The 25,917-nt window shown below is 62.2% G+C and carries 26 protein-coding genes and 3 pseudogenes; 14 read left to right on the top strand and 15 right to left on the bottom strand.

The features are described 5' to 3' along the window. Positions 1-6 precede the first annotated feature (6 nt). Positions 7-375, top strand: a complete 369-nt coding sequence (locus tag MUU56_RS07370) for an ArsR/SmtB family transcription factor (protein ID WP_244766680.1) — start codon at positions 7-9, stop codon at positions 373-375. Next, positions 341-1,585, top strand: a complete 1,245-nt coding sequence (gene arsK / locus MUU56_RS07365) for an arsenite efflux MFS transporter ArsK (RefSeq protein WP_244766679.1) — start codon at positions 341-343, stop codon at positions 1,583-1,585. Before MUU56_RS07370 ends, arsK begins: the two co-directional genes overlap by 35 nt. A 68-nt stretch (positions 1,586-1,653) precedes the next feature. Here the strand turns inward: arsK and arsC are convergent, their stop codons facing one another. The 9 genes from arsC to MUU56_RS32910 all read right to left on the bottom strand — a co-directional run bounded on the left by arsC (position 1,654) and on the right by MUU56_RS32910 (position 9,160). Then, on the bottom strand, positions 1,654-2,076 hold the full coding sequence (gene arsC, locus MUU56_RS07360) for an arsenate reductase (glutaredoxin) (protein WP_244766678.1): 423 nt from the start codon (positions 2,074-2,076) through the stop codon (positions 1,654-1,656). A gap of 2 nt (positions 2,077-2,078) precedes the next feature. After that, the gene (arsB, locus tag MUU56_RS07355) at positions 2,079-3,137 is read right to left on the bottom strand and encodes an ACR3 family arsenite efflux transporter (protein ID WP_244766677.1); all 1,059 of its coding nucleotides are present in this window, start codon (positions 3,135-3,137) and stop codon (positions 2,079-2,081) included. Continuing rightward, positions 3,137-3,664 (bottom strand): arsenate reductase ArsC, encoded by a 528-nt coding sequence (locus MUU56_RS07350; RefSeq protein ID WP_244766676.1) that lies wholly within the window; start codon positions 3,662-3,664, stop codon positions 3,137-3,139. The genes arsB and MUU56_RS07350 overlap by 1 nt, the downstream gene beginning before the upstream one ends. A 15-nt stretch (positions 3,665-3,679) precedes the next feature. Beyond that, on the bottom strand, positions 3,680-4,117 hold the full coding sequence (gene arsN2, locus MUU56_RS07345) for an arsenic resistance N-acetyltransferase ArsN2 (RefSeq protein ID WP_244766675.1): 438 nt from the start codon (positions 4,115-4,117) through the stop codon (positions 3,680-3,682). Further along, on the bottom strand, positions 4,114-4,467 hold the full coding sequence (locus MUU56_RS07340) for an ArsR/SmtB family transcription factor (RefSeq protein ID WP_244766674.1): 354 nt from the start codon (positions 4,465-4,467) through the stop codon (positions 4,114-4,116). The genes arsN2 and MUU56_RS07340 overlap by 4 nt, the downstream gene beginning before the upstream one ends. A gap of 252 nt (positions 4,468-4,719) precedes the next feature. Then, on the bottom strand, positions 4,720-5,601 hold the full coding sequence (locus MUU56_RS07335; protein WP_244766673.1) for a helix-hairpin-helix domain-containing protein: 882 nt from the start codon (positions 5,599-5,601) through the stop codon (positions 4,720-4,722). After that, on the bottom strand, positions 5,598-6,128 hold the full coding sequence (locus MUU56_RS07330) for a flavin reductase family protein (protein ID WP_244766672.1): 531 nt from the start codon (positions 6,126-6,128) through the stop codon (positions 5,598-5,600). Before MUU56_RS07330 ends, MUU56_RS07335 begins: the two co-directional genes overlap by 4 nt. Before the next feature lie 412 nt (positions 6,129-6,540). After that, a complete protein-coding gene (locus MUU56_RS32915; RefSeq protein ID WP_263194037.1) occupies positions 6,541-7,116 on the bottom strand; it encodes an erythromycin esterase family protein in 576 nt (191 codons plus the stop codon). Between the two features lie 7 nt (positions 7,117-7,123). Then, complete coding sequence (locus tag MUU56_RS32910; protein WP_425314247.1) at positions 7,124-9,160, bottom strand: erythromycin esterase family protein; 2,037 nt, start codon at positions 9,158-9,160, stop codon at positions 7,124-7,126. A gap of 510 nt (positions 9,161-9,670) precedes the next feature. Between MUU56_RS32910 and MUU56_RS07315 the strand changes: the two are divergent. From MUU56_RS07315 to MUU56_RS07305, 3 genes and pseudogenes are all read left to right on the top strand, one after another. Further along, positions 9,671-9,898, top strand: a pseudogene (locus tag MUU56_RS07315) (helix-turn-helix domain-containing protein); the annotation flags it as partial. Between the two features lie 308 nt (positions 9,899-10,206). Next, positions 10,207-11,118, top strand: a complete 912-nt coding sequence (locus MUU56_RS07310) for a zinc metalloprotease HtpX (RefSeq protein ID WP_244766670.1) — start codon at positions 10,207-10,209, stop codon at positions 11,116-11,118. Between the two features lie 15 nt (positions 11,119-11,133). Further along, positions 11,134-11,700: a host attachment protein gene (locus MUU56_RS07305; protein WP_244766669.1), complete on the top strand. Its 567-nt coding sequence runs from the start codon at positions 11,134-11,136 to the stop codon at positions 11,698-11,700. 34 nt (positions 11,701-11,734) lie between these two features. On the opposite strand, the gene MUU56_RS07300 is transcribed toward MUU56_RS07305, so the two are convergent. Continuing rightward, positions 11,735-13,291, bottom strand: coding sequence for a bifunctional aminoglycoside phosphotransferase/ATP-binding protein (locus MUU56_RS07300; RefSeq protein ID WP_244767141.1), 1,557 nt, complete (start codon positions 13,289-13,291; stop codon positions 11,735-11,737). Positions 13,292-13,638: 347 nt separating this feature from the next. On the opposite strand from MUU56_RS07300, the gene groL reads away from it, so the two are divergent. The 4 genes from groL to MUU56_RS07280 all read left to right on the top strand — a co-directional run bounded on the left by groL (position 13,639) and on the right by MUU56_RS07280 (position 17,310). After that, the gene (gene groL / locus MUU56_RS07295; RefSeq protein WP_244766668.1) at positions 13,639-15,261 is read left to right on the top strand and encodes a chaperonin GroEL; all 1,623 of its coding nucleotides are present in this window, start codon (positions 13,639-13,641) and stop codon (positions 15,259-15,261) included. Between the two features lie 119 nt (positions 15,262-15,380). Further along, positions 15,381-16,211 carry a universal stress protein gene (locus MUU56_RS07290; protein ID WP_244766667.1) on the top strand — a complete coding sequence of 277 codons (831 nt, stop codon included), beginning with the start codon at positions 15,381-15,383 and terminating at the stop codon, positions 16,209-16,211. A 126-nt stretch (positions 16,212-16,337) separates the two neighbouring features. Then, complete coding sequence (locus tag MUU56_RS07285; protein ID WP_244766666.1) at positions 16,338-16,763, top strand: copper resistance protein; 426 nt, start codon at positions 16,338-16,340, stop codon at positions 16,761-16,763. Between the two features lie 46 nt (positions 16,764-16,809). Further along, a complete protein-coding gene (locus MUU56_RS07280) occupies positions 16,810-17,310 on the top strand; it encodes a cytochrome b (protein ID WP_244766665.1) in 501 nt (166 codons plus the stop codon). Positions 17,311-17,354: 44 nt separating this feature from the next. Here MUU56_RS07280 and MUU56_RS07275 read toward each other — a convergent pair whose 3' ends face one another. Further along, a complete protein-coding gene (locus MUU56_RS07275; protein ID WP_244766664.1) occupies positions 17,355-18,608 on the bottom strand; it encodes an MgtC/SapB family protein in 1,254 nt (417 codons plus the stop codon). 17 nt (positions 18,609-18,625) lie between these two features. Between MUU56_RS07275 and MUU56_RS07270 the strand changes: the two genes are divergently transcribed. Continuing rightward, entirely contained in the window at positions 18,626-20,611 is a 1,986-nt protein-coding gene (locus MUU56_RS07270) for a heavy metal translocating P-type ATPase (protein ID WP_244766663.1), read from the top strand. A gap of 7 nt (positions 20,612-20,618) precedes the next feature. Here the strand turns inward: MUU56_RS07270 and MUU56_RS32800 are convergent, their stop codons facing one another. Together MUU56_RS32800 and MUU56_RS07255 are read right to left on the bottom strand one after the other, a co-directional pair. Then, positions 20,619-21,386 carry a pyridoxamine 5'-phosphate oxidase family protein gene (locus MUU56_RS32800; RefSeq protein WP_317633307.1) on the bottom strand — a complete coding sequence of 256 codons (768 nt, stop codon included), beginning with the start codon at positions 21,384-21,386 and terminating at the stop codon, positions 20,619-20,621. A 7-nt stretch (positions 21,387-21,393) separates the two neighbouring features. Then, positions 21,394-22,113 (bottom strand): poly-beta-hydroxybutyrate polymerase N-terminal domain-containing protein, encoded by a 720-nt coding sequence (locus MUU56_RS07255; RefSeq protein ID WP_398431874.1) that lies wholly within the window; start codon positions 22,111-22,113, stop codon positions 21,394-21,396. Between the two features lie 233 nt (positions 22,114-22,346). Between MUU56_RS07255 and MUU56_RS07250 the strand changes: the two genes are divergently transcribed. The 4 genes from MUU56_RS07250 to MUU56_RS32895 all read left to right on the top strand — a co-directional run bounded on the left by MUU56_RS07250 (position 22,347) and on the right by MUU56_RS32895 (position 24,101). Then, the gene (locus tag MUU56_RS07250) at positions 22,347-22,673 is read left to right on the top strand and encodes a hypothetical protein (RefSeq protein ID WP_244766661.1); all 327 of its coding nucleotides are present in this window, start codon (positions 22,347-22,349) and stop codon (positions 22,671-22,673) included. A gap of 71 nt (positions 22,674-22,744) precedes the next feature. Then, positions 22,745-23,374 (top strand): MBL fold metallo-hydrolase, encoded by a 630-nt coding sequence (locus tag MUU56_RS32905; RefSeq protein WP_425314246.1) that lies wholly within the window; start codon positions 22,745-22,747, stop codon positions 23,372-23,374. A 191-nt stretch (positions 23,375-23,565) separates the two neighbouring features. Then, positions 23,566-23,865, top strand: coding sequence for a hypothetical protein (locus tag MUU56_RS32900; RefSeq protein ID WP_425314245.1), 300 nt, complete (start codon positions 23,566-23,568; stop codon positions 23,863-23,865). A gap of 17 nt (positions 23,866-23,882) precedes the next feature. Next, positions 23,883-24,101, top strand: a complete 219-nt coding sequence (locus MUU56_RS32895) for an MBL fold metallo-hydrolase RNA specificity domain-containing protein (protein ID WP_425314244.1) — start codon at positions 23,883-23,885, stop codon at positions 24,099-24,101. Positions 24,102-24,126: 25 nt separating this feature from the next. Here MUU56_RS32895 and MUU56_RS32795 read toward each other — a convergent pair. Beyond that, positions 24,127-24,423 (bottom strand): annotated as a pseudogene (locus tag MUU56_RS32795) (GNAT family N-acetyltransferase); the annotation flags it as partial. A 261-nt stretch (positions 24,424-24,684) separates the two neighbouring features. After that, positions 24,685-25,715, bottom strand: a pseudogene (locus tag MUU56_RS07235) (zinc-dependent alcohol dehydrogenase family protein); the annotation flags it as partial. Positions 25,716-25,917 lie beyond the last annotated feature (202 nt).

The following is a 25,917-nucleotide window of genomic DNA, read 5'->3' as shown; positions in this document are numbered from 1 at the left end:
TGAAATATGGACGAGCGTCAAGCCCTCGCATCATTTGCAGCCCTATCGCAGGAGACTCGCCTTGCTATCGTGCGCACGCTGGTCGTCGCTGGACCGGACGGGCTGGCCGCCGGGCTGATCGCCGAGCGCATGGGCGTCTCGCCGTCGAACGTCTCCTTCCACCTGAAGGAGTTGGAGCGATCGGGCCTGATCGCGATGCGGCGGGAATCCCGCTCGATCGTCTACAGCGCCAGCTACGATGCTCTTGCCGATCTCGTGAAATTCCTGATGGAAGATTGCTGTGCCGGGCATCCCACCATCCGCGAGAGCGTCGAGCGATCCGACGGCTGCTGCGGGACGGATGCTGCCTGCGGCGAGATCGACGTCGTTGCGTGACCCGAAAGCACCCGTCGGCATCGTCGCCGCGCTCGGCCTGACCCAGATCATCGGCTACGGCACCCTCTATTACAGCTTCAGCATCCTGGCGCCCGGCATGGCGGCCGATCTCGGCGTCACCGTCGCGCAGGTCTTTGCCGTGTTTTCCGCGTCGCTCTTCGTCGGCGGTTTGTCGGCGCCCTATGTCGGCCGGCAGATGGACCGCGTCGGTGCGGCGACGGTGATGGCGATCGGCTCGTTGCTGTCTGCCTTAACCCTGATGCTGTGCGCCTGGTCGCCGTCCGTGGCGATTTTTGCCCTCGCCATCGTCCTTCTGGAAATAGCGTCCGGCATGGTCCAGTACCAGGCCGCTTTCGCGGCGCTGGTGGAAGCCGATCCCCGGTCCGCATCGCGAAGCATCACCTATCTCACGCTGATCGCCGGCTTCGCCTCCACGATCTTCTGGCCGATCACCACGGTGCTGCTCGGCCATCTCTCCTGGCGCGAGATCTACCTCGTCTATGCCGGGCTCAACATCGCCGTCTGCATGCCGTTCCACGTCTGGATCATGCGGAAGGGAAAGGTTGCGGCGGCCGGCGGGCAGAGACCGATGCGCGAGCCTGTCGTCGGGGCTGTTCCGCCAGAGCGCCGGCGCGGTGCGGTGCTTATCGTGTCGGCGGGATTCGCGCTGCTGAGCTTCACCCTCGGCGCCATGCTCGCCCATATGGTGCCGATGCTCGGAACGCTCGGCTTCGGAAGCGCCGCGGTCGTCATCGGCTCGCTGTTCGGCCCGGCGCAGGTTCTCAGCCGCCTGGTCAACATGGTTTTCGGCACGCGCCTTGCGCCGCCGGGCCTTGCCGTCGTCTCCGCGAGCTTGATGGTCCTCAGCGTCGTCATCCTGGCGTTGTCCGGCAATTGGCTTCCCGGGGCGGTCGCCTTCTCGATCTGCCTCGGCCTCGGATCCGGCATCAACAGCACCGCCCAGGGCAGCTTGCCGCTCTATCTGTTCGGCTCGGATGGCTATGGCGCACTGACCGGAAAGATGGCAGCCGCCAGGCTGGCTGCGGGCGCTGCGGCCCCGTTCGCCTTTGCGGCGACGATGGGACAGTTTGGTATCGGCGCCTCGCTCGCGTTGAGCGCCGTGCTCGGCTCTGTCGGCATCGCCGCCTTCGTCGCGGTCGCGATGGCGGCGAAGCGGAGCCCCATCGCCACGCCGAACCCGTCAGGCTGAGCGCAACGGCACGCGCTTCTCAAGCTTCGTCGTCTGCTCATGCGTCGCGCTTGGTCGAGCGGAACGTGTCAGGCAATGCGCTTTCCCTCCTCGTCGAGAACCTGTTCGCCGTCCTCCTTGAAGAACGGCCCCTTGAAGGTATCGGGCAGGATGTCGAGCACCGCCTCGGACGGGCGGGCGAGCCTGGTGCCGAGCGGTGTCACGACGAAGGGACGGTTGATGAGGATCGGCGTTTCGATCATCGCGTCGAGCAACTGGCCGTCGGTCAGGTCCGGGTTGTCGAGACCGAGTTCGGCATAGGGCGTGCCTTTTTCGCGGATGGCTTCCCGGACCGTCAGCCCGGCATCCGAAATCATCGTCGCAAGCTGCTCGCGCGTCGGTGGATCCTGCACATATTCGATGACAACAGGCTCGATCCCGGCCGCGCGGATCAGCGCCAGCGTGTTGCGGGACGTTCCGCATGCGGGGTTGTGATAGATGGTTGCGTCCATGGTCAGTGCCGTTCGGTGACGGTGGTTCGGGAAACGGCGGGGGCGGCCTCATACCAATCCTTCGAGCGGTTCACGATCCACACGACCGACAGCATCACCGGGACCTCGGTGAGAACGCCGACGACGGCGGCGAGCGCCGCACCGGACTGGAAGCCGAAGAGGCTGATGGCGGCTGCGACCGCGAGTTCGAAGAAGTTGCTGGCGCCGATGAGCGCAGACGGGCCGGCAACGCAGTGCCGTTCGCCAGCGACCCGGTTGAGTAGATAAGCAAGTCCGGAGTTGAGATAGACCTGGATCAGGATCGGGACGGCAAGCAAGCCGATGACGGCCGGCTGGGCGATGATCTGCTCGCCCTGAAAGGCGAAGAGAAGAACCAGCGTTGCGAGCAGCGCCACCAGCGAGATCGGTTGCAGCTTGGCAAGCACGCCATCCAGTACCCGCGTCGTTCCGTCAACCGTGAGCCGGTGGCGGATGACCTGCGCGATGACGACCGGTACGACGATGTAGAGGGCGACTGACAGGGCAAGCGTGTCCCACGGCACGGTGATGGCGGAAAGGCCCAGCAGCAGGCCGACGATCGGTGCGAAGGCGACGACCATGATCGCATCGTTCAGCGCGACCTGGGAGAGGGTGAACAGCGGTTCGCCGCGCGTGAGATTGCTCCAGACGAAGACCATGGCCGTGCAGGGGGCGGCGGCGAGGATGATGAGCCCGGCGATGTAGGAATCGATCTGGTCGGCAGGCAGGTAGGGGCGGAACAGCCAGTCAATGAAGAGCCAGCCAAGGAGAGCCATCGAGAACGGCTTGACGGCCCAGTTGATGATCAGGGTCACGCCGATGCCGCGCCAGAAGGTGCCGACCTGCGCGAGGGACCGGAAATCGATCTTCAGCAGCATCGGGATGATCATCAGCCAGATCAGGATCGCGACGGGAATGTTCACCTTGGCGACCTCAACCGCGCCGATGATCTGGAAGAGGCCGGGCATGAGATGGCCGAGCGCCACGCCGACGATGATGCAGAGGAACACCCAGATGGTCAGGTAGCGTTCGAACGTGGACATCAGGCGGACTTTCGCTGCGGTGAAGTCGAACCTTCCATCGCGCCGATCTGGCGAAGCTTCGTCCCGCGCGCCATGCGGTCGATGGATTCCAACGGCAGGCTGACGAAGGCCGCGATCCGGTTCTTGAGGAAACGGGCCGCCTGGGCGAAGGTGCGCTGGATCTCCATCTCGGTTCCGACGACGGCGGCCGGGTCCTCGACGCCCCAATGGGCGGTCATCGGATGGCCGATCCAGACCGGGCAGGCTTCACCGGCGGCGCTGTCGCAGACGGTGAAGATGAAATCCATTCGCGAGGCGCCGGGCTTTGCGAACACGTCCCAGCTCTTCGACGAGAAGCCCGTCGACGGATAGCCGAGCGCTTCCAGCTCCTTCAGCGCGTGCGGATTGACCTCGCCCTTCGGCTGGCTGCCGGCGGAAAAGGCTTTGAACCGTCCGCCGCCCTCCTTGTTGAGGATGGATTCGGCGAGAATAGAGCGCGCGAAATTGCCCGTGCAGAGGAACAGCACGGTGTAGGTCTTGTCGGTCATGGTCGTGGTCCGTGGTTAGGTTGGCGGCCTGGTGCGCTTCATGATGGTCGCCGATGATGGACAGATGGAGGAAAGCTGGCGCGTCGCCAGCACCGATGCGGGCACGCTGTCCCGCGGCACTTCGGAAAATCCGATGCGCGCGAAGAACGGCGCTGCGTTCGTCGTCGCGAGGAAGACGTCGCCGCGGTCGAGACGCGCCAATGTCTGTTCGACGACGGCACGGCCCAGACTTTGCCCTCGATGCTCGGAAAGCACGACGACGGATCGGAGGAGATAATCGACACCGCATAGCTCGACACCGGAGAAGCCGACGATCCGACCATCTGCGACTATGGCCTTGAAGAAGGTCCGGCCGTCATCCTCGATGTCGTCGGTCGGTAAATGTGCGTTCGCCAAGGCCGCCTTGAGGCTGGCGTCGGTGCCGGCAACCTGCTCCAGCCGGACCGTGCTCATGACAGCGTCGCCTCCGGTACACAGCAAGGCGCCAACTCGGCAATCAGCGGAGCACAAAGCTCCGTCGATCCGCCACAGCAATCCTTGAGCAGGAACAGGGTCAGCTCGCACAGGCCATTAAGATCGGCGCGATAGATGATCGACCGGCTCTGCCGCTCGCTCGTGACGAGGCCCGCCCGCGACAGCGTCGCAAGATGCGCCGACATGGTGTTCTGCGGCACGTCGATGAGGCGGGCCAGCTCTCCAGCCGGAATGCCGTTGGGTTCGTGCCGCACGAGAAGACGGAATGTCTCCAGCCGCGTGGCCTGGGCCAAGGCGCCGAGCGCCGCTATCGCTGTGTTGTCATCCATATATCCAGAATAATGGATATTATAGACCTGTCAACCAAAGTTGACACTCATAACCTCGCAGCGGCAATGGCAGGAAGTTCCCCGAGAACCTGGAGTCTTCAAACTCGTTGCTTTTTGTGAAGCAATCTCAGAAGCAGACCTGTCGTCGGCGGTCCCAAGCCAGTCATCCGAGTCAAGGCCGAGTTTCATTTCCAGGCTGCTCGCCCGACATATCGGTCGGTTTCGATCAAGCAGGCTTATCACAACTATCCCTCAGCGACCTCGAATGACACGTTTGCGCATCATAGGGCCGCTCGTTTCGGTTATCGCGGTACAGCGTCCTTCCGTCTCGCCATCGCGTTGGAAATGAACAATCACCCAGTCACGGGTTTTCCGCAGTTCATGCGCCAGTCGGCTGTTTGAGAAATGCACCGTAAAATGCCAGCCCGCCCGCCGCATATGCATAATCGGCAGCCACGCTTCGCCGTTCGGGTTGAACCGCCGCGGCGCAATCTTTCGCAGTTTATCAGCAGCCGCGCGCTCGCGATATGTTCGATCGACATCGAGAAGCAGGGTCACCGATGGCACTGATTTCCTTGCGATGAGGATTTGCGACGGCTGTCCGAGCCGTTCGGAGAGCGCATCGGCGATCATCCGTTTGCGGCGTTTCCCGATTCCCTTGATGCTGAGGTCATTGAGGTGCAGAGCATATTCGAGATCCGCAAGATTCTCCAAATGACCGTCTTCCGCCAATCGCCGGGCCAGCCGGGGTCCGATACCGGGGATCGTCTGAAAAAGTGTCTCGGGTGCGAATTCGCCTTGGAGCCGATCCAACTGACTCCAGCGCCCGGTTGCCAGCATCTCCGCGATCGCCGCTGCAATCCCGTATCCAATGGTCGGCAGGGCGACCAGACCTGCTCGGCCTTCAGCCGCAAGGATTTCGTCTACGCCACGTGGTAGGGCCTCAACGGCGTTTCCGGCCTTTTGGAAGGCCCGCGAGCGAAAACCACCTTCGCCCTGTTGGACGAGAAGATCGGCATACTCCCGGAGTTTTCCGGCCACGGTCCGGTTGATACCTGCCATGTCGGGAGTCGACAGTTGATGTCGCGGTTTTTCCGCACTCTTCGATCGGAAGTCGCGGCTCGCTGTCGTCATGGCATCCTCGATGCCAGGCTGATCGCTTGGCCGTCTACGACGAAGGAGCCATAACCTTGATGGTGAAAGGTCTTGCAAGTCTTCCGTTCGGGGTCGCGCCATGCCGCTACGACCTCTAGAACAAGCAGATCGTAATCTTCGATGAGCCGCGGATCCTTGATTTTGCACTCAAGGTTCACAAAACATTCCTTGATCAAGGGAACTGCCACTTTTTTCGGCGCTGAAGGCGTCAAACCGTACCGAGCGAATTTGTCGACGTCGCGACCGGAACAGTTGCCGATGTCCACCACCTTTTGCGCCAGTTCGACGCCAGGAATACCGATGACGCATTGGCCGGACTGTCGCAGTGCGGTGAAGGAAAGGTTTCTGCGCGACACGACACACGCAGCCAATGGTGGGACGAAGTCGACCATCATATGCCATGACATGGTCATGACATTGGGTTGGCCTTCGTTGCAAGTGATGAGCAGCACGACCGGACCCGGCTCCATGAGCTGGTAGACGTCTTCAAGAGCGATTTCTTGCATGAGAAATATACTCCTCACTGGCGAGCGATTGTACTTAAAGAGAACTTATCCATTATCGGGGTTTATCTGAATAAAATCGAGTCCAGGGCAAGCCAATCAAAGGACGGTACGGGAAACAGGGCAAATATACTCCGTCTTGAAGCCATCTTTACGAGCGTTTCGAAGAAAATCATTTTCTCGTGTGAGATCGAATGTGATGCCGGCCTCGCACAAGTGCAAGTGATTTGCATGAAGCCAATAAGGCGCGCGTGCACTCATGACATGAAGCCTCCACCCACCTTCCTGCAGGCGGACTAACCGAAAATCGACGAGGTGGGTGGACTGAGCAGATTCAGGTTCTTCCTGGCAGGTTGTTTCGGAATTTGCGCTGGTGTGGATGGTATTCAACATTTCTACTGCCCTTCATCCATTGCTAATTTCCCAGCCGGCTCCCTTTTGGCTCAGAGCCCAAAGGGATAGGTCTCGCGTCCTCTCCGGTGACTACTTTCGTCGGCAGAGGGATGACCGCATTCGTCTCGTCGAACCAGACGAAAGCATCGTACTGGGCGGCTAGCGACACATGGCTATAATGGCTCCATCGCTCCGTTTCAGGCCGATAGATGACGCCGATGTAGCGCTCGAGCCGCGGCTCGGCCATGGCGCGGCGGAGGTCATCGTGTCCGGCGCGAAAGTCCAGCAGGAAACGGTCAACACCGACGTCGTGGCACAAAGCCTCGTAACTGTCCGGCCGAGACGGCCGTATAGCCTTGACCTCCATCGGTGCATCCCATTCCGAGGCCGCCGCAACGGTGCCCGAATGCGTGCCAAAGCCGATAAGGACAGCGTTGTGTCCATAAGCCTGTCTGCACAACTGGCCAATGTTCAGTTCACTTCGTTCCAAGCCCATCTCTGTGAATCGCGCATCGCCAATATGGGAATTGTGTGCCCAGACGACGGCCTTCGAGCTAGGGCCCGCCTGCTCGAGGATATTCTGCAAGGTGTCGAACATGTGCCGGTCACGTTGGTTCTACGATTCGTGCGCGCCAAAATACATGGTCCGATAGTAGCGTTCGGCATCGGCCACCAGACGGGCGTTTTGCGTTGCGTCGAAGAAGTCGGCGCCATTCTGGCGTGCATACTGAAGTTCCTTTTGCAGGAGGTCGACGAGGATGCGCGTTACCGGCCGCTCGCATAGTGCATAGCCTCGGGTCAGCGAAGCGCGTCCATAAGCGGCCGGCTCGCGCGACCAAGGCGAAAAGGCAGGCATAGCGCTCGCGCGCCACAGTCGCGGCTTGGGGATCTATGCGGTCGAGATAGGCAAGCACTGCGGCAATCGATGCCGTCATGTTGTAAAGGTCGAGTCCATAGAAGCCGACCCTTTGGTCAGGCAGCCGGGCGGCGTTGTGATCGCGCAGAAAGCGGACGAAGGCGTCGACGTCCTTGTTGCGCCACATCCACGTCGGAAACCGGGAGAAGGGCGCCGACGTCACGGCTCGGTGCGGGCGTTGCCGCACATAGCGGTCAATCGATGCGGCATCGGGCCAATCTGCCTCGACGGCAACGATCGTGAAGCCATGCCGCTCGATCAGCCGTCGCGTGATGGCAGCGCGGGCGCGGTAGAATTCCGACGTGCCGTGAGAGGCTTCGCCGAGCAGTACGACGCGTGCTTCAGCAAACCGATCGAAGGTGGCGGAGAATTCGGGGTTCTCCAGCGAAGGCAGCGGTTCGGCGGCTGCCCGCAGGGCGGCGGCCGTGGATATGGACGCCGCCGCTTGCCGCTCTACTGGTGCCGGCGTACGGACTTGCGCCGGCGGCGGCAAATGATGCTGGAACCAGGCGCTCGCCAACTCGGTCACCGCCTCCAGCGCACCGGGCTCCTCGAACAGGTTAGTGGCGTTGGGGACGACCCTCAGCAGCTTGTCGCATTGGAGGGAAGCCAACGCCTTGCGATTCAGCGCGCGAACCTCCTGGTCGTCGCCACCGACGATGAACAGGGTCGGCGCTTTGACTTCGGCCAGGCGCGGACCGGCCAGATCGGGGCGACCGCCGCGCGAGACCACCGCTGCCACGCGGCCTTGGAGTTCCGCTGCCGCCAGCATTGCGGCCCCGGCACCGGTGCTCGCGCCGAACAGGCCCAGCGGCAGATCTGCGATATCCGGCTCCGCTCCGATCCAGATTGCGGCCTCGAGCCGGCGCTCGTCAAGCAGGGGAATATCGAAGATATTGCGGCGGTCGTTCGCCTCATCCGCTGTCAGCAAATCTAGAAGAAGCGTTGCAAATCCCTCGGAATTCAGCCGGTCGGCAACGGCGATATTGCGAGGGCTCAGCCGGCTCGACCCGCTGCCGTGGGCAAACAGGATGATGCCGCGCGGGTCCGGCGGCACGCACAGATCGCCGACCAGCCCGAGCGGGGGAACCGCAATCCGGCGCCGGTCGGGATCGGACGCCGTGCTGCCGGCCTCCGCCCATTCTTGCCGCAGCAGCCCGATGGTTTCTTCATCGGTAAGCTGGTGGAAATCGCTATAAAATGCACCGACCCTCGTAAAATTCGTCGCCGGATGCAGGCACACGACGATATCGGCATGCCGGCGCAGTTCCGCCAGCGTTTCTTCCGGTGCGACGGGGATGGCGAGGATGATCTTCTCTGCGCCCTGGCGCTTGATCGCGATGAGCGCGGCTTTCGCCGTCGCCCCTGTGGCAAGGCCGTCATCGACGACAATGGCGGTGTGTCCGGTCGGCTCCAGGCGCGTGCGGCTTCCAAGATATTGTGCGCGGCGCCGCTCCAGTTCGATGAGTTCGTGCTGGCGCGCGCGTTCGAGATAGGCATCATCAACGCCTGTGGCTTTGCGAACATCTTCATTGATGACCGTCTCCGGGCTTTTGCCTTCCACCACAGCGCCAAGCGCCACCTCGGCTGCACCGGGCGCACCGATCTTGCGCACAAGAATGAGGTCGAGCGGCGCGCGCAGCGCACGTGCGATTTCCACAGCCACCGGCACGCCGCCGCGGGGCAAGGCATAAACGAGCGGACGATCGGGGGCGAGTGCGGCCAACTTGGCCGCCAACTGACGGCCCGCATCTGCTCTATCCAGGAATGGGATGGGTGACCTGATCATGGAAACAAAATAGACGACTTACGATTTGCCTCATTGACGCCGGTCAAACCGTGACGAGGCGGCGTCCAGTGGACGTGTCGAACGCCGGAACGCCTTGCGCCTTGTCCTCGTGGTGGAGACCTGCTCTCCGTGCCGCTGCTTCGTGGCGTCGGTGCCGTCCATATTGATCTGGAGCAATGACTGCCTTCCTTCACGCGGAAACTATTGAGGCGTGAAATCGCCTTCATTGGTGTTCGGCAATGGCCAAGAGAAAGAGCGGTAAATTCCTCCTCGATCCGTCGTTCCATTCTCATTGCGCAATGGCGTCAGCGCTCGATGGTGTGGAATGGCTTTCACGCGGGCTTGGATGTACCAGGCGATTTGCGCGCGGCGCGAGCGTGTCTCTATGCGGCGATCATGGCTTTACCATGGGCGTGGTGAACCCCCTTCGACAAGCTCAGATACTACCTTTTGCGCCTGATATATCGGCCGTTCGACACGGACCGGACGGTCGTCTCCATCCGGCACCATCCCATTACGACGGTGACGATCAATCGGATCGCGTTGGCCGCCTATCTCGGCACGTCGACCACGAAGCTCGCACGCATGTTGCGGGCGCTTGAGGGCGACGGCGTCATCCGTTTGTTGACGCCTCGCCACGTCGAAATCCTCGAACAGGCGAAATTGCTGGGATAGGCGGCAGGGGTTCTCCAGAGGATGGAGCCCGCGAGGAGGTGTTCGCTTCTTCGATTTCAGGGGCGGATTGATCCACGGCAAAGCGTCTTCGCGTGCTGAATCTTAGAAGGTTGTTTTTATTCTATCATGGAGGCTGTCATGAACAGGAATGCGAAGATCGCCGTATATATCGCTATCGTGATCATCCTGGCTTTGGTCGGCTATTCGTTTTTCACGTCGCCGGCGTCTGCGCCAGTTGACTCGGCCCAGCCCACAAATGCGCAACCGGCCACACAATAGACGGACGCTTCTTTCTAAGGAAACTTGGAATGGAAACGACGAGACAGGCTCGATTTGGCAGACCTTGTTGGCAAAAACGACTGATCAACGCCGTGCAATCGGCGGTGATCGTGCTTGGCCTTGCGCTCGTCGTGGTCTTGTCCGCCTACGGACTGATGGGCTGGAGCGGGATGCTCGCTGCCTTCCTCACCGTTGCGCTGGGGGCGACGATCGCATCGTTCTTGCCGCCTCGATTGGTTCTTTACGCCTATGGCGCTCGCGCGCTCTCCCCTCGCGAACTACGCGATCTTCAGGCAGCGACGAGAGCCCTTGCTGAACGCGCCGGTCTGCTCGCGACCCCGCGTATCTGGTATCTGCCGAACCTCGCGCCACAGGCACTGACTGTCGGCATACCCTCCGATGCGGCCATTATGGTTTCCAGAGGATTGCTGGCGCTACTCACGCCGCGCGAGCAGGCCGCCGTCATGGCGCATGAGATCGCGCATATTTGCAACAACGACCTGCGCATCATGGCGCTGGCGGATGCGTTCTCGCGGGTGGCTGGCATCTTCGCCAATGCCGGCATTCTCCTGCTGCTCCTCAACATTCCGCTGACCGCTCTCGAGCACGATCCGGCTTCCTGGATGACCATCGTTCTGCTGATCGTTTCGCCGACGATCGCAAGCTTGTTGCAACTCGCGCTGTCGCGCACGCGGGAATTTCAGGCCGACGCGACCGCGGCCGAGCTGACGGGCGATCCGGAGGCGCTTGTTGCCGCCCTCTGGAAGCTGGAAGGCGCGGAAAGAAATCTCTGGGAGTCGATGTTCCCCGGCCGGCGCATGCCCGATCTCCGCCTCCTGCGCACGCATCCTCTGACGCGCGAGCGTGTACGGCGGTTGCGCGGCCGGGGAGATCGCGGTTCGGTTCACGGCCCTTTGTCGGGCTTGTCGAACAGGCCGTGAAGGCATTGGCCTGGATTGACGGGAATCAACGCGGTTTGCCGCCGTATTGTCAAAATGGAGACGGTGTCTGGCGGCGGTTTCATGCGCCGTGACCGTTTACAAGCTAGGGCAAAGCCGATGAGAACGAACAGGACCTGGATACTGATAGCCGATGGATCGCGCGGCCGGATCATCCGCCAGCTGCGGCCCGATGCGGAAACGGGCAACCGGCTGGACGATCTGATTTTCGAGATCGATCACAAGAAGCTGGGTGAAATCATGACGGATCGGCCGGGTCGAAGCATCACCGCGAAGGGTACGCGGCGCTCCGCCATGGAGTATCACTCCCAGCCCGTTCAGGAGCAGGAGGCACGATTTGCCGGCATGATGCTGGATACGCTGATGCGGGCGTATGGCGCGCAGGAATTCGACCGTGTCGTCGTCGTGGCCGAGCCACGCATGCTCGGCGCCATCCGTCTCAGGCTTCCGCCGATGCTCCGTCGGGCTGTCGTCAAGGAGATCGCCAAGGATCTGACGAAACTGCCGCCTCAGGACTTGTATCGAGCGCTTGAGGCCGATGTCGGTCGGCACGGTGCTGGCTAAGCATTTCCCGCCGTTTCACGATCCATCCGGCGCTTCAGCTTGGAGTGGCCGGCGTTCCCTTCTCGGTGTAGATGCGATCGGCCGCCATCGAGAGAATGTCGGAGACGATTGTCGTCGGCTTGCGCGCGGCATCGATCCGGCGCCAGCCGACCTTGCCCAAATCCTTCTGCAACTGTCGTGACAGGATGTCGACGGTGGCGTCGGATGGACCGCCGCGGCGTTGTTCGACCCGTCGCCACAGCACATCGGGAGAGACGTCAAGCCAGATGCCGAGGAAGGGACGGTTGCGCTCGTGTGCAACTTGTTCGATGCGTTGGCGATCCGCCGGGCGGTCGAACACGGCATCGGCGATGACCGCTCCGCCTTCGGCCAGGATGAGACCGCTCCGCCAGGCGATCTCCCGGTAGACAAGCTCGGAAATTTCCGGTCGATAGGCTTTCTCAGGCAGGCGCGTCTCGGCCGACACGCCATGCATGGCCTTGCGAATGCGGTCGCTTTCGACGATGCGGGCGCCCGGCGCGCCGCCGACGCCGGCGGCCAGCGCCTCCGCGATCGTGGTCTTGCCCGACCCGCTTAGCCCGCCGATGGCGATCAGCTGCGCAGGCTGCTCGCGAAGCAGGTGCCTGGCGAGGTCGAAATAGGACCGGGCTTGTGCCGACAGGTCGCCCGACGGATCCCCGTCCTCTTCGACTTGCGTCGCGGTCACATGCGCCCGGACAGCCGCCCTTACGGCCATCAGGAAAGACAGGAGAACGAAGCCATCCTCGTTCTCCGTTTCGTCCAGATACCGGTTCGCCGCCAGATTGGCGAGGTGCGGGAGGCCGCGATGCCACAAGTCCATGAGCAGGAAGGACAGATCGTACAGCACATCCACGGTCGCGATCCGGTCGTTGAACTCGATGCAGTCGAACAGGCGCGGCTGGCCGTCGAAGAGGCAGATATTGCGCAAGTGCAGATCGCCGTGACAGCGGCGTATCTTGCCGATGGTCTCGCGCTCGTTCAACGTCTCGGCATGGCGTGCCAGCGCCCGGCGGAAGGAGGCGTCTAGTGAATTCACCTCCTCCCGGCTGAAAACATGGCTCGTCGCGAAACCTGCCTTGTTGATGTCGAGGACGGCGGCAAGGTTTGCCGCACCCTCGCCGGCATGTACGACGGGCGCCTGATTGTGGAAATGGGCGATCATGCATGCGGTCTGCGTCATCAGTCCGGGCGTCAGCGCGCCCGCGTCCGCCATGCGGTCGAGCAGAAGCGACTGGTCGAAACGCGTCATCTCCACGACCGCGTCGACCAGCATCCCGCTCCCGTCGAAGACGATCCGACCGTCAGTATCGCGCGTGATGCGCCGCACGCCGATGTAGAGCCCCGGAGCGGTCGGCGCGTTGAATTCGACCTCCTTCCGGCAGGCGGCGAGCCGCAGTTCGGGTGTCGAGAAATCGAGATAGGGCAGCTTCACCGCGCGTTTCATCTTGAATGCACGATCGCCGGTGAGGAATATCCGGGAAATATGCGTTTCGAGGATTTCCGTCTTGGCGGCAGGATCGCCGCCGCGCGCCAGAAATGCGATGGCGTCCGCCTGGCTGCAAGGGAGCATCGACACGTCTCCTGAACTCACGTTTGTTGGGTGCCGCCGCGTCGGTGGGTCGATGTGTCATCAGGACGGGCAGCGGCGGCTCTACGGACTTATTGCCATCTCAACAGCTGCACTTGCCAAGAGGAAGGAAGTGCGAGCCGCCACCCGGAAAGAATTGGGCAATTTGCGATCCAAAGCTTTGACGCATGTCAAACCGGCCATCGACGATGTCGACCGGACGCGGCGGTGGTCGCCGAACGGACGGCGATTGATCCGCGTCAATATGAAGTATCCCGCTCGATGGCAGGATGCGTCGAGCGGTTGGTCGTCGCAAACGGCGACCGGCGATATCCGAAGAGGGCAAAGTGATGGCTCACAAACAGGTGCTGTTCCGCTCGGAGGCCCGCGAGAAGATCCTGCGAGGCGCCACACAGCTTGCCGATGCCGTGCGGGTTACGCTCGGGCCGCGCTCCAAATCCGTCCTCATCGAGAAGAAGTGGCGCGCGCCCCTTGTCTGCAATGACGGCGTTACCATCGCGAAGGAGTTCGACCTGAAGGACGCCGAGGAAAATCTCGGCGCGCGCATGTTGCGGCAGGCCGCGGAGAAGACCGGGGAAATGGTTGGCGACGGCACCAGCACATCGACCATCCTCGCCCACGCCATCCTTGCGGACGGTATCCGCAACGTCGTGGCGGGTGCCAGCGCGATCGACATAAAGCGCGGTCTCGATCGGGCGACACGGTGCGCGATCGACGCAATGAGGGAGATTTCCAAGCCGGTTCAGACCCGGCGGGAAAAGGAGCAGGTCGCGGCGATCTCGGCCCACAACGATACGGCGATCGGCGAGTTGATCGGCGCGGCGCTGGAGAAAGTCGGCGATGAGGGCGTCATCACCGTCGAGGAGGCCAAGACCACCGAGACGGTGCTCGATGTCGTCGAAGGCATGCAATTCGACCGAGGCTTCCTGTCGCCCTATTTCGTCAGCGATCCGGACAAGATGGAGGCGGTGCTGGAGGATGCGCTCGTGCTGGTCGTCGACCGCAGGATCGGTTCGCTCAACGACCTGGTCAAGCTTCTCGAGGAGGTTGCCAAATCGGGTTCCCCGCTGCTCGTGGTGGCGGAGGAGGTGGAGGGGGACGCGCTTGCCACCCTCATCCTCAACCACATCCGGGGCACCTTGAAGAGCTGCGCGATCAAGGCCCCCGGCTTTGGCGACCGGCGCAATGCCATGCTCCAGGACATCGCCATCCTGACGGGCGCGCAGGTCATTTCCGAGGAACTGGGGCTCAAGCTGGAGAACGTGACGATCGGGCAGGTCGGGCGCGCTCGCCGTATTGTCTGCGACAAGGAGACCACGACGATCGTTGGTGGCAGCGGAGACAGCAAGGCGATCAAGGCACGGATCGAGCAGATAAGACGGGAGATCGACAACACGACCAGCGACTACGACCGCGAGAAGCTGCAGGAGCGGCTGGCGAAGCTGGCCGGAGGCGTGGCGGTCATCAAGGTCGGCGCACCGACCGAGTCGGAGATGAAATCGCGCAAGGACGCGCTGGACGATGCGATCAGCGCCACCAAGGCGGCCGTTGCGGAAGGCATCGTGCCCGGCGGCGGCCTGGCGCTGTTGCGCTGCATCGCGGCTATCGAGGAGGAGGAGAAGCGCGTCGACGGCGACGAGCGCACCGGCGTTCAAATCCTGAAGCGGGCGCTCGAGGCCCCCGTTCGCCAGATCGCGGAAAATTCCGCCGCCGATGGTGGCGTCGTGGTCGCGAAAATGCTCGAGGGCGAGAAGAACTTCGGGTTCGACGCCGGGCGCAAGCAATATGTCGATCTTGTCGAGGCCGGCATCATCGACCCGACCAAAGTCGTGCGCGTGGCCCTGGAGAACGCGGTTTCCGTCGCGAGCACCTTGTTATTGACCGAGGCGACGATGACGGAAATTCCCGAGGAGAAACCGGCGCAATCCGGAGTGCCCGACATGGGGCTCTGAGGAGTGCCGTCAAGCCTGAGCGGCTCGGCAGAATTTTTGACGCAGATCATCGCGTCACCAAGGTGTTGAGGGCTAGGCTTTCCTACATTGCCTGACCATTCTGGTGAAGGAGCTCAGAAATGTCTTTCAAGACCATACTCTCGCTCATCGGCACGACAAACACCGAGGCGGATATCGACAAAGCCGTAACGCTGACAGCAGAAGTCGAGGGGCATCTCTCCGTCATGGCGTTGCGAGCCGCAATATCGCCGTTCGGCGCCGACTACCCGGCCGCGGCCGCCTGGCTGAATGAGCGCCAAAGGGAAATCGACGAGGTAGTCGACGTTCGACGCATCGCTGACGAGCGCTGCAGGAAAGGTGGTGTGTCGTTCGAAGTCAATCATATCTACGATGATCGCTTCATCATCGAAAGCAATATCGGCACGCGGGCGATGTACGCCGATTTGGTCGTTGCCGGGGAGGGGATTCGTTCAGATGTCGAGCTTCGCAAGGCTGCAATCGCGGCGGCAGCGTTCAATGTCGGTACACCTCTACTCTTGATGCCGAAGGCAGGCCGCGTCACCCTGAAGCCAAAAAGCGTTCTTTTAGCTTGGAACTCGCGCCCGCAAGCGGCCGGCGCCGTAAAGGCGGCTATTGGTATGCTGAAAGACGCCGATACTGTCCGCCTCATCATCGTCGATCCAGATTCTTCTTACTTCGAGAATGGTGGAGAGCCGGGCGCCGACATGGCGACCTTCCTGTCCCGTCATGGTGCAAATGTCGTGGTTGAGCAGATCGCGAGCGGCCAAAGACCGACGGAAGACGTGATCCGCCAACATGCGCTCGAACTCGGCTGCGATATGATCGTCATGGGGGCCTACGGTCATTCGCGCCTGCGAGAACGTATTTTTGGCGGCGTCACCGCCTCGATCCTGGAGAAATGCGACGTGCCTGTCTTCATGGTGCGGTAAATGCCCCGATGGATATCCTGCGTCGGGGCACTCATCCTGAGTTCTCGGTGCTTTTCGGTATCGTTCAGGCATCTGTCAGCATGGCGACTTATTCCCAAGCGCAGCTCCAGCAAAGAGGAAGCCGACATGAACATCCGTCGCAATATCTTCGCCGCGCTTGCTATCGTCGCAATCACCTCGCCGGCATGGGCAGCGAACACCGTCAAGGTCATCGAAAGTGGGGAAGGCGGCGGCCCGATGAATCTCACGCTCGACCATCCCACGATAAAGGCCGGGGAGACGACCTTTGTGGTGCACAACGATGCGCTCACGGAAGAGCACGAAATGGTCCTGGTCAAGCTGAAGTCGGTCGATCAGAAGATCGGTGTCGTCGCCTCCAAACATCGGGTGGACGAGAAACATTTGAAAAGTCTCGGCGAAGTATCGGATCTGAAACCGGGCACGGATGGCAAGCTGAAGGCGAAACTTGCTCCGGGCTCCCACCTCCTGCTCTGCAACATCAAGGGCCACTACGAGGCGGGGATGCACGCCGTGCTGACGGTGACGAAGTGACCGCACCCTCCTAGAGCCGCCACACGAAAGAAGGCGAACCACGTCCATGGCTACGACCCCATCGCTCTCGTTTTCCCTCCCGCAGCGCGTCTTGCACTGGCTCACCGCAGGGCTCGTCTTCTTCAACCTGTTGTTTCCGGACGGCATGAATGCGTGGAATAGAAGCATGAAGCAAACCGGTGCGGCGAGCGCCGAACAGGTGGCAAGTGCCAACATCCACGCCTATGCCGGCATCGCGATCCTCGTTCTCGTGGCGGTTCGCCTTTTGCTTCGGCAGGTCCAGGGCGTGCCGGCTGCGCCATCAGGGGAACCGCCGATGTTCAAGTTGGTTGCGAAGGTTTCCGAATGGACCCTTTACCTTCTTCTTATCGCAATGCCGGTTACTGGCGCCGCTGCCTACTACTTCGGCATGGAGGGTGCAGGCGACCTCCATGCCGATGTTCTCAAGGCCGTCCTGTGGGTTGTTGTCGGCCTCCATGTCCTCGGTGCGCTGGCGCATCAGTTTTATTGGAAGACGAATGTGCTTTGGCGGATGACGGTCGGCTGATCATCCCTTCCTGTGCTCGGCGGCAATGCCGCTGAGCGCGCTTGTTACATGACGGCGATGATGGTGTGAGCGGCAAACGCTGACGCGCCAGCGATGATCGTGAGGCCGGCAAACGGTGCGCTGAAAGACGAAGGTCCAAGCACGGTTGCGATGCCTGCACGGCACAAGGCGTTTGTTGCCATGGCGATGAGGATTGCCTTTCCAACTACATCGATCGGTATGACGTCCCGGCCCACTTGCAGAGCCGTCAGCACGGCAACGTCGACATCGACAGCGCCTGTCAATGCGGTTGTGGCCAAAAGTCCGGAGCTACCGAAATGCGAGACGAGAACAGCGCTGGCGATGGCGGCCGCCGCAAAAATCGTCGCGAAGATCAGGAGTGGACCGATCTCGAAGGGATTACTGGCCGATACGTCCGCGAACGGCTTGTCCTGCCGCCAGTAGAAAATTGCAAGCCCAGATCCGGTAAAAACGACCGCGGCCGTGGCGGCGGTCGGGCCGACGGCAATGATCGCTGCCGGGTCGATCAGCAGGATCAGCCCCATCACGCGCAGGATGGACACGGCCGCACCGAGCGCCGCAGCGCCGGCAAGCGGAAGTGGATCGGCGGAGCGTTTTGCGGTTCGCGCCAGAACCATGGTGACCGCGGTGGACGAGACGAGGGAGCCGGCAATCGCGCTCAGCATGAAGCCCTTGCTCGCTCTGAAGATCCTGACGGCGACGTAGCCGAGGAACGAAAGACTTGCGGTCAGGACGGTGAAGAACCATACCTTCCAAGGATTGAGCCCTCCCCATGGGTCGATGGCCTCGTCCGGCAGGATCGGAAGGATCACCGCCGTCATGACGGCAAGCATCAATGCAGAGCGTAGTTCCATCCAGGTCAGGCGCTTCAGGAAGCCATGCAGGACGTTCCGACTTGCAAGCGTGGCCGCAAGGGCTGCACCTCCGGCAGCCGCTGCTTGCGCATCGCCAGCAACAGCCAGGCCCCCGAGCGCCAGAACGCCAAGTCCCGCCATGACGGTGGTGACACTATAATCGGAATCCGAGTGCGCCTCGCGCAGCTTGAACACGCCCAGCGTCACGGCGAAGCCCAGGAAACCGATTGCAAACACCATTGGATAGCCGAGTGTCTGAGCGATGGCCGCCAGCACGCCGCCAAGAAGTCCCGATATCCCGAACGTGCGCATGCCGGCGGTTCTGCTGCCTTCGGGAGCCTCCCGCTCCTGCCAGCCGCGTTCGAGCCCGACCAGAAGACCGATCGATAACGCGAGACCCAATCTGGCTATGAGCATATCCATTTGCAGAGCCGTCAAGAATGAACCAGCCGGCCAAGTCGCGGCGGGCGCTTATTGATCTTCATTGTAGAGAAATCGCCGCTCCCGGAATTGATCTTGCGCAAGGTGAGTGCTCCCGTTTGTGGGCTTACTCACTTCGCATTCTGCCGATAGGAGCAGAGAACGTGCCACAAGCGGACAAAGGCCTCTGGCAACGATATTCGAGCGTGATCCTGGTCGCAATCGCCGCCGGTGGGTTGGTGACCGGGTTGGTCTTATCGTGGCAGGCCGCTCGCTACGCTCATCTTGTCTGGAGCGCAGCGACGCTGGCCGTCCTTGCCAGTCTGCTCCTCCAGGTTTTCAGTGCATTGCGCCGGGGAGATGCCGGGCTCGATATCGTTGCGGCGCTTTCCATGTCTGCGGCGATCGCGTTCGGCGAGCCGCTTGCCGGAAACGTCGTTGGCTTGATGTACGCGGGCGGCCAGTTGCTGGAATCCTTCGCAGAAGGGCGCGCGCGCCGCGAAATGACGGCCCTGATGGGCCGCATCTCGCATTTTGCCATGCGTCATGGCCCGTCCGGGCTCGAGAAGGTCGCCATCTCTCAGATACGGCCCGGAGACCGGCTGCTCATCCGGCAGGGTGAAGTGCTGCCGGTGGACGGGATCGTCTCCGGCGATGGCGCGGCACTGGACATGGCGGCCTTGACCGGAGAGCCTCTGCCACAGCCCGCTCCACCTGGAACCGAGGCGCTCAGCGGCTCGACCTGCGTGGGCGCGGCCTTCGATCTGGTCGCCAACCGGACGGCCGCCGAAAGCACCTATGCCGGGATCGTCCGGTTGGTCGAGGCCGCGCAGGCTAGCAAGGCGCCCATGGTCCGCATGGCCGACCGTTTCGCGATGGGCTTCCTGGTTCTGACCCTCGTCATCGCGGGCGGCGCTTGGTATTTTTCGGAGGATCCGATCCGCGCGCTTGCCGTCCTTGTCGTCGCAACACCCTGTCCCCTGATCCTCGCGGTCCCGGTTGCCATTATTTCCGGCATGTCGAAGGCGGCTGGCATCGGCGTTCTCGTGAAGAACGGCGGCATGCTTGAAATGCTGGGGCGCGTGCAGACTGCGGTTCTCGACAAGACCGGCACGCTCACCCATGGTCAGGCGGCGGTAGTCGACATCAGGACGGTATCGTCCTTTACAGCGGAAGCGGTGCTAGGGGCGGCTGCGAGCCTGGATCAGGCTTCCGGCCATGTCGTTGCCGCTGCCCTGATCCGTGCGGCCGCCGAAAGGGGCCTGTCTCTGTCGAAGCCGGAGAGTGTGCGGGAAGTGCCCGGCACCGGCATAGAGGGCTATGTCGAGGGACGACGGATTGTTGTCGGCGGGAGTGGATTTGTGCAGCGCGTATCCGGCTGCGAGGATCCGCATGACCTGATCACGCCCGAGATGCGGTCCTCGATGACTGTGGCAGTCGCTATAGATGGAGCGCTCGCGGGCATGATCGTTCTCAAGGACCAGGTCCGCGCAGATGCGTTGTCGGTTTTGGCGGATCTTCGGACGGCAGGCATCCGGAGGCTCGTGCTGGCGTCCGGCGATCGCACGGAGATCGCGCATGTTGTCGGCAACGCACTTGGCATGGATGCCGTCCTCGGCGATCTGACGCCGGAAGCCAAGGTCGACGCAGTCAGAAAGGAGACCGGAAACGGTCCGGTGATGATGGTGGGAGACGGCGTCAACGACGCGCCGGCGCTCGCGGCGGCCGACATCGGCGTTGCCATGGGCGCCCGCGGCACGGCCTCGTCTTCGGAAGCGGCGGGCGTCGTGCTCCTTGTCGACGAGCTTGCGCCATTCGCGAAGGCCATTGCAATTGCGCGCCGAAGCCGCCGGATCGCCCTTCAGAGTGTGTCCGTAGGCCTTACGCTGTCGATCGTGGCGATGATCGCAGCGGCATGCGGATATCTTCAGCCCGTCGAAGGTGCGATCCTCCAGGAGGCGATCGACGTGGCCGTTATCCTCAATGCCTTGAGGGCGCTCCGCTAGATGCCGCTCATCCTGTTTCCGCCGAAGCCTCACGGCCGCTGATCTCGACGATTTCGAACTCGAAGAAGACGTGAGGCGATGCAGCGACCGTTGCTTGCGGTTGGAGCTTGAGCGCCCCTGGCTCCCACCAGTCAAAATCCTCCGCAAGAAGCGACCAGGATTTCAGCCGTTCGTCGTGAAATTCATTGGTATCCGGAAGCTCGCGAAAGGCGACGTCGATCACCACGCTTTTCCAGTGCTGCTTGCTTTCGAAAGACTCGATAAGCAGGCAGGCGCGGGGATTGGCATGAAGGATGTCGAGTTTCTTTCCAGGCATTGAGAAGGCATAGAGACGGTTCCCCGAATGCGCGTAGGAAATCGGGACGACATAAGGGATGCCGTTTTCCGCGCAGGCCAATCTCGCCACGCGGTTTTCGGCAACCATTGCCGTGCATTGGTTGTGCGTCATTTCCCGGATCATCATTACGAAACCTCCCTTGTGGCGCCGCCGGCGACGGGCTTGCGGAACTGCAGGTCCTGGCCGAGATAGATCGTACCCGGCCCCGGCAACCGCGTGCCGAGCACGGCCGAGACGAGGGCCGTCGTCCACATGCCATGGGCGATGACATGGCCGAAGAGCCGGTTTTCGCGAAGGCGGCGTCGAGATGCGCCGGTTCTGATCGCCGGAGATGGCGGCGAACAGGTCGATGTCGTCGCGCCCGACGAGCCTGACGATCGACGCGGTGTCGCCGGGCTGCAGTTCATCGAAGGTCCGGTTGCGGAGGAATTCGTCCATCAGCGGTTCACCTCTGGAAAACATAGGTACCGGGAGCATCGGCGACGGGCCTGCAGCCCTCCGTCGCGGGCGCATACTGGATCAGCTCGATCAGGTGGTTGCGGTAGACCACCTTGCCCGGGGTCACGTCGACGTTCTTGCCGACGACGAAATTCTCGGTGCCGACCGACTGCTGCCCGGTCGCGAGGCGGCTCACATCCTCCATCCAGTTGCGGAAACCGTCGAGGAAGTTCATCCCGGCGGTCCGGATCGTCCTGTCCATCACCTCCGGATTGGCGAAAGGCATGTTGGAGGGGGAAAAGACGTCGAGGATCTGGCGGGCGGCGAAGGGCACCACGTCCTCGTGGTGCGGCGCGACACCCGGCACTTCCTTTGCCGCGTTGTGCCACCATTGCTGCTGGAGAAGGAAAGCCTGAGCCCAGATGCTGAAGGGCGGCTTCCTCCAGCGTTCGTCGGAGAAGCGGTAGTCGCCGGGTAGGGGCTCGATGCACGGCGGCACATCCGGTGCTGCCGCCACGGCCGCAAGGTGGCAGAGCAGGCGGACCGCCTTGCGGTTCGCCTTGTCGACGAGCTCCATCCGCTTCCCGGGGGCCGAGGCGAGGTGGACCGACCAGTCGAACAGGGCAAGTGCGAAGGCAGCAGGCGACATGCCGGCGCTGAACTGGCCGGCGATCGCTTCCCGCATGCGGTCGATCGCGCGAAAGGCTTCGCTTCCCAGTTCCTCCACCCAGGGGGACGGGCGGCAGATCCGTCATCCGCCGGGAGGCCAACATCTCGCTCGCCGGAGCATTCATGGGTGTCTCCTTCGGCAGGAGTGGGTTTCCGCTGAAGACAACCTCATGAACGGGTAGCGGATCGAATATTACCCTACACAGGGCAGTCTTTATCTCCGTTGACGTAGATCAAGTTTCATTGCGCGAAACCGCCTAGAATGCGATCTAATCGAAACGGGAGTTCGTCATGTCCGCGAAGAATGCGGCAGATGCGGAGCGAATTGCGGTAACCTTTTCCCCCATGGCTGCCGATCCACTTCTTATGGCGCCTTTCGAGATCGCAATGGCGATGTACAGGCACTGGCTCGGGGCGACGTCCCGCCTGCTTCGGGACCAGTGTGCCCATCTGCAGAACCTTGCGGAGTGCGACGATCCTTTGAATATGCTGGTCTGCCAGACCGAATTTGCCGAGAAATCCGTCTTGGCGGGGCTGGATGAATTACGCCGGGGTGTCGATACGATCACCGACACGGCCTGCGGGCATTTCGCCGCTGGTGGGTCGCTGCCGCAGTAGAGCCTCGCTCTTTCCGGAGCAAACCGGATTGCATGGACGTGGGCAAGGCGGTCCGCGAGGGGGAGGGAACCATGCTGTCATTGAAATCGCTCGGTGGAGCCGGAACCGTCACCGGCTCGAAGCATCTGCTCTGCCTCGGCGACTATCGCATCCTGATCGATTGCGGTCTCTTCCAGGGCCTGAAAAACCTGCGCGACCTTAATTGGACGCCCCTGCCGGTCTCATCACGCGATATCGACGCGGTGATCCTGACGCATGCGCATCTTGATCATAGCGGGTATTTGCCGCGTCTGGTGCGCGAGGGCTACCAGGGCAAGGTCTATGCGACGCGCGCCACCCGCGATGTGGCGGAGCTGATCCTCATGGACAGCGGCCATCTGCAGGAAAAGGACGCGGAATTCCTCAATCGACACAAGCTCTCCCGCCATAAGCCGGCTCTCCCACTCTACACCGTCCATGACGCGCAAAATGCCGTGGAGCACTTCTCGACCGCCGAATTCGGCCGGACGGTGCGGCTTTCCAATGGAGCATGGTTCCGTTTCCACCGCGCCGGTCATATACTTGGCGCGGCATGGGTGGAGTTGGAATGGGGTGGCAAGCGGATCGTCTTTTCCGGCGATATCGGCCGTTACGGCGATCCGCTGATGCCGGACCCCGCTCGCCCGGTAGAGGCGGACTATATCCTGATCGAATCCACATAAGGCGACCGCATCCACGACAAGACCGATCCGGCCGATGCCTTGCGGGCAATCGTCGAGCGGACGATCAGACGCGGCGGCACGGTTGTCGTGCCGGCCTTCGCCGTCGGCCGGGCGCAGGAATTGCTCTACTATTTCTGGAAACTGAAACAGGCGGGGTTTCTTGGCGACGTTCCCCTGTTCCTCGACAGCCCATGGCCATCAATGCGACGGGGCTGATGGACGAGCACCTCAAAGACCATCGGCTCGATCTTGAAACCTGCAAAGCGGTGTGTGGCATCGCGCGCTACACCGACGACGTCGAGGCCTCGAAGGCGATCAGCACGAGCCCTATTCCGAAGATCGTGATCTCCGCATCCGGGATGGCGACGGGCGGCCGTGTGCTGCATCATCTGAAAGCCTTTGCCCCTGACGCGCGCAACACGATCCTGCTTGCCGGCTTCCAGGCCGCCGGCACGAGGGGCGCTCGCTTCAGGCCGGCGCCAAGGAGCTGAAGATCCATGGGGCCTGGGTGCCGGTCAACGCGGAGGTGGCGCATCTCGACATGCTCTCGGCCCATGCCGATGCCGACGAACTGATGCGCTGGCTCTCCGCCTGCCCGCGCCCGCCGCGCAACATCTTCATCGTCCATGGCGAGCCGGAAGCGTCGGAGGCGTTGCGCATCCGCATTGGGCGCGAGCTTGGATGGCCGAGCGTCGTGCCGCGCCTCGATCAGGAGTTCGTGCTTTGACGAGGCGCGGACAGTAGCAACGATATCAGGTTGAGCGAAGATCCTTGCGGATGAGGACCAAGGTCGGATCGTCGGGGTAGGGAACCGCCACGAACCCTTGCTCCTGTTCGAGTTCGATGGCTTCGTGGTTCTCTCGGCTTTCCAGCGATTCCAGCGTCTTGACGCCATGGGCCTGCGCGTAGCGGGCGACATGGCGCAGCATTTCCCAGCCGACGCCCTTGTGTTTGTCGTCGGCGCGCACGGAGATCGCCACCTCTGCCTTCGTCATCGACGGGTCGCAGGCCACGAGCGCCGCTGCGATAATCGCGTCGCTGCCGCCGGAGAAGGCGAGGAAGTGCTCCGTGGTGACATGGTCTACCTTCGTCATGGCAAGCAAGCGCTCGTGGCTCACTTCACGGACACCGCCAAGAAACCGGAAGCGCAGGTCCCCGGGCGTTACATGTCGGAAGAATTCCGCCAGAAGCGGCTCGTCCTCCGGCTTGACCGCGCGCACATGCAACATGAGCCCCGTATGGGTCATGAGAGCGGTGTCCAGAAAGTCGTTTGCCATCGCCTCGGCCGGGATCGTCAGCGCGCTGCCGGTTTCTATGATGACCTTGAGGGCATGCGTATCGGCCGCGCGGGAGAAGGTCTCGTAGGCTTCGCCGATCCGATCGAGGCTGAACCGATGGGTGATCAGCTTCTTCGGGTCGATCTTGCCCGCCTGCACGGTCTTCAGCAGCATCGGCGTCGTGACCGTGTCCACCAGCCGCGTGGTGATGGCGATGTTCTGCGACCACAGTTTCTCCAGATGCAGATCGGCCTTGACGCCATGCACGCCGATATTGGCGATGACGCCGCCAGGCGCGACGATCTCCTGGCAAAGCTCGAAGGTGATCGGGATGCCGACGGCCTCGATCGCGGTGTCGACGCCCTTGCCGCCGGTCAAGGCCAGGAGCTGGCGTGCCGCGTCGCCGCCGCTCGCCCGGACCGTTTGCGTCGCACCGAAGCGGCTGGCCACGCAAGCCGGTTGTCGTCGAGGTCGATCATGATGATCTCGGCGGGGGAGTAGAACTGTGCCGTCAGCAGCGCCGCAAGCCCGATCGGGCCGGCGCCGACGATGGCCACCGTGCTTCCGGGCTGCACCTTCCCGTTCAGCACGCCGCATTCGAAGCCGGTGGGCAGGATGTCGCTCAGCATGACCAGCGCTTCCTCGTCCGCGCCGTCGGGGATCGGATAGAGGCTGGTGTCGGCATGAGGGATGCGGACATATTCGGCCTGTGTCCCGTCGATCGTATTGCCGAGAATCCAGCCGCCGGTCGTGCAATGGGAATACATGCCGCGCCGGCAATATTCACACTTGCCGCAGGAGGAAATGCAGGAGATCAGGACGCGGTCGCCTTTGGCGAACTGGGTCACGCCGGCGCCCGTCTCTTCAACGATGCCCACGCCTTCGTGACCCAGGATACGGCCGGGCGTACAGGTCGGCACGTCGCCCTTGAGGATGTGCAGGTCGGTTCCGCAGATCGTTGTGCGCGTCACCTTTACGATGGCGTCGGTCGCCGCCGCGATCGTGGGCAGCGGCCGTTCCATGAGGGATTTCCGTCCCGGACCTTCGTAAACGAGAGCCTTCATCTCAATCTCCTTTGCGGGGTTCGAAGTTTTGAACGCAGGAGAGAATGAGCCTTGCATTCGTGATGGGCTTTGACGCCGGTCAAGGCGAAGAGCGGCAATGGCGCGCAGTCTTTTTCAATGTTTAAGAACTCCGGGAGACGTAGCCATGACTGCCGCAGATGTTCATTCCACTTCCCCGACGTCCGCCTCGACGGCCAGGCAG

The organism is Shinella yambaruensis, from assembly GCF_022899355.1.
Lineage (GTDB): Bacteria > Pseudomonadota > Alphaproteobacteria > Rhizobiales > Rhizobiaceae > Shinella > Shinella yambaruensis.
Note: the sequence above shows the minus strand (reverse complement) of the source record. Positions and strands in the feature narration are given on the sequence as shown.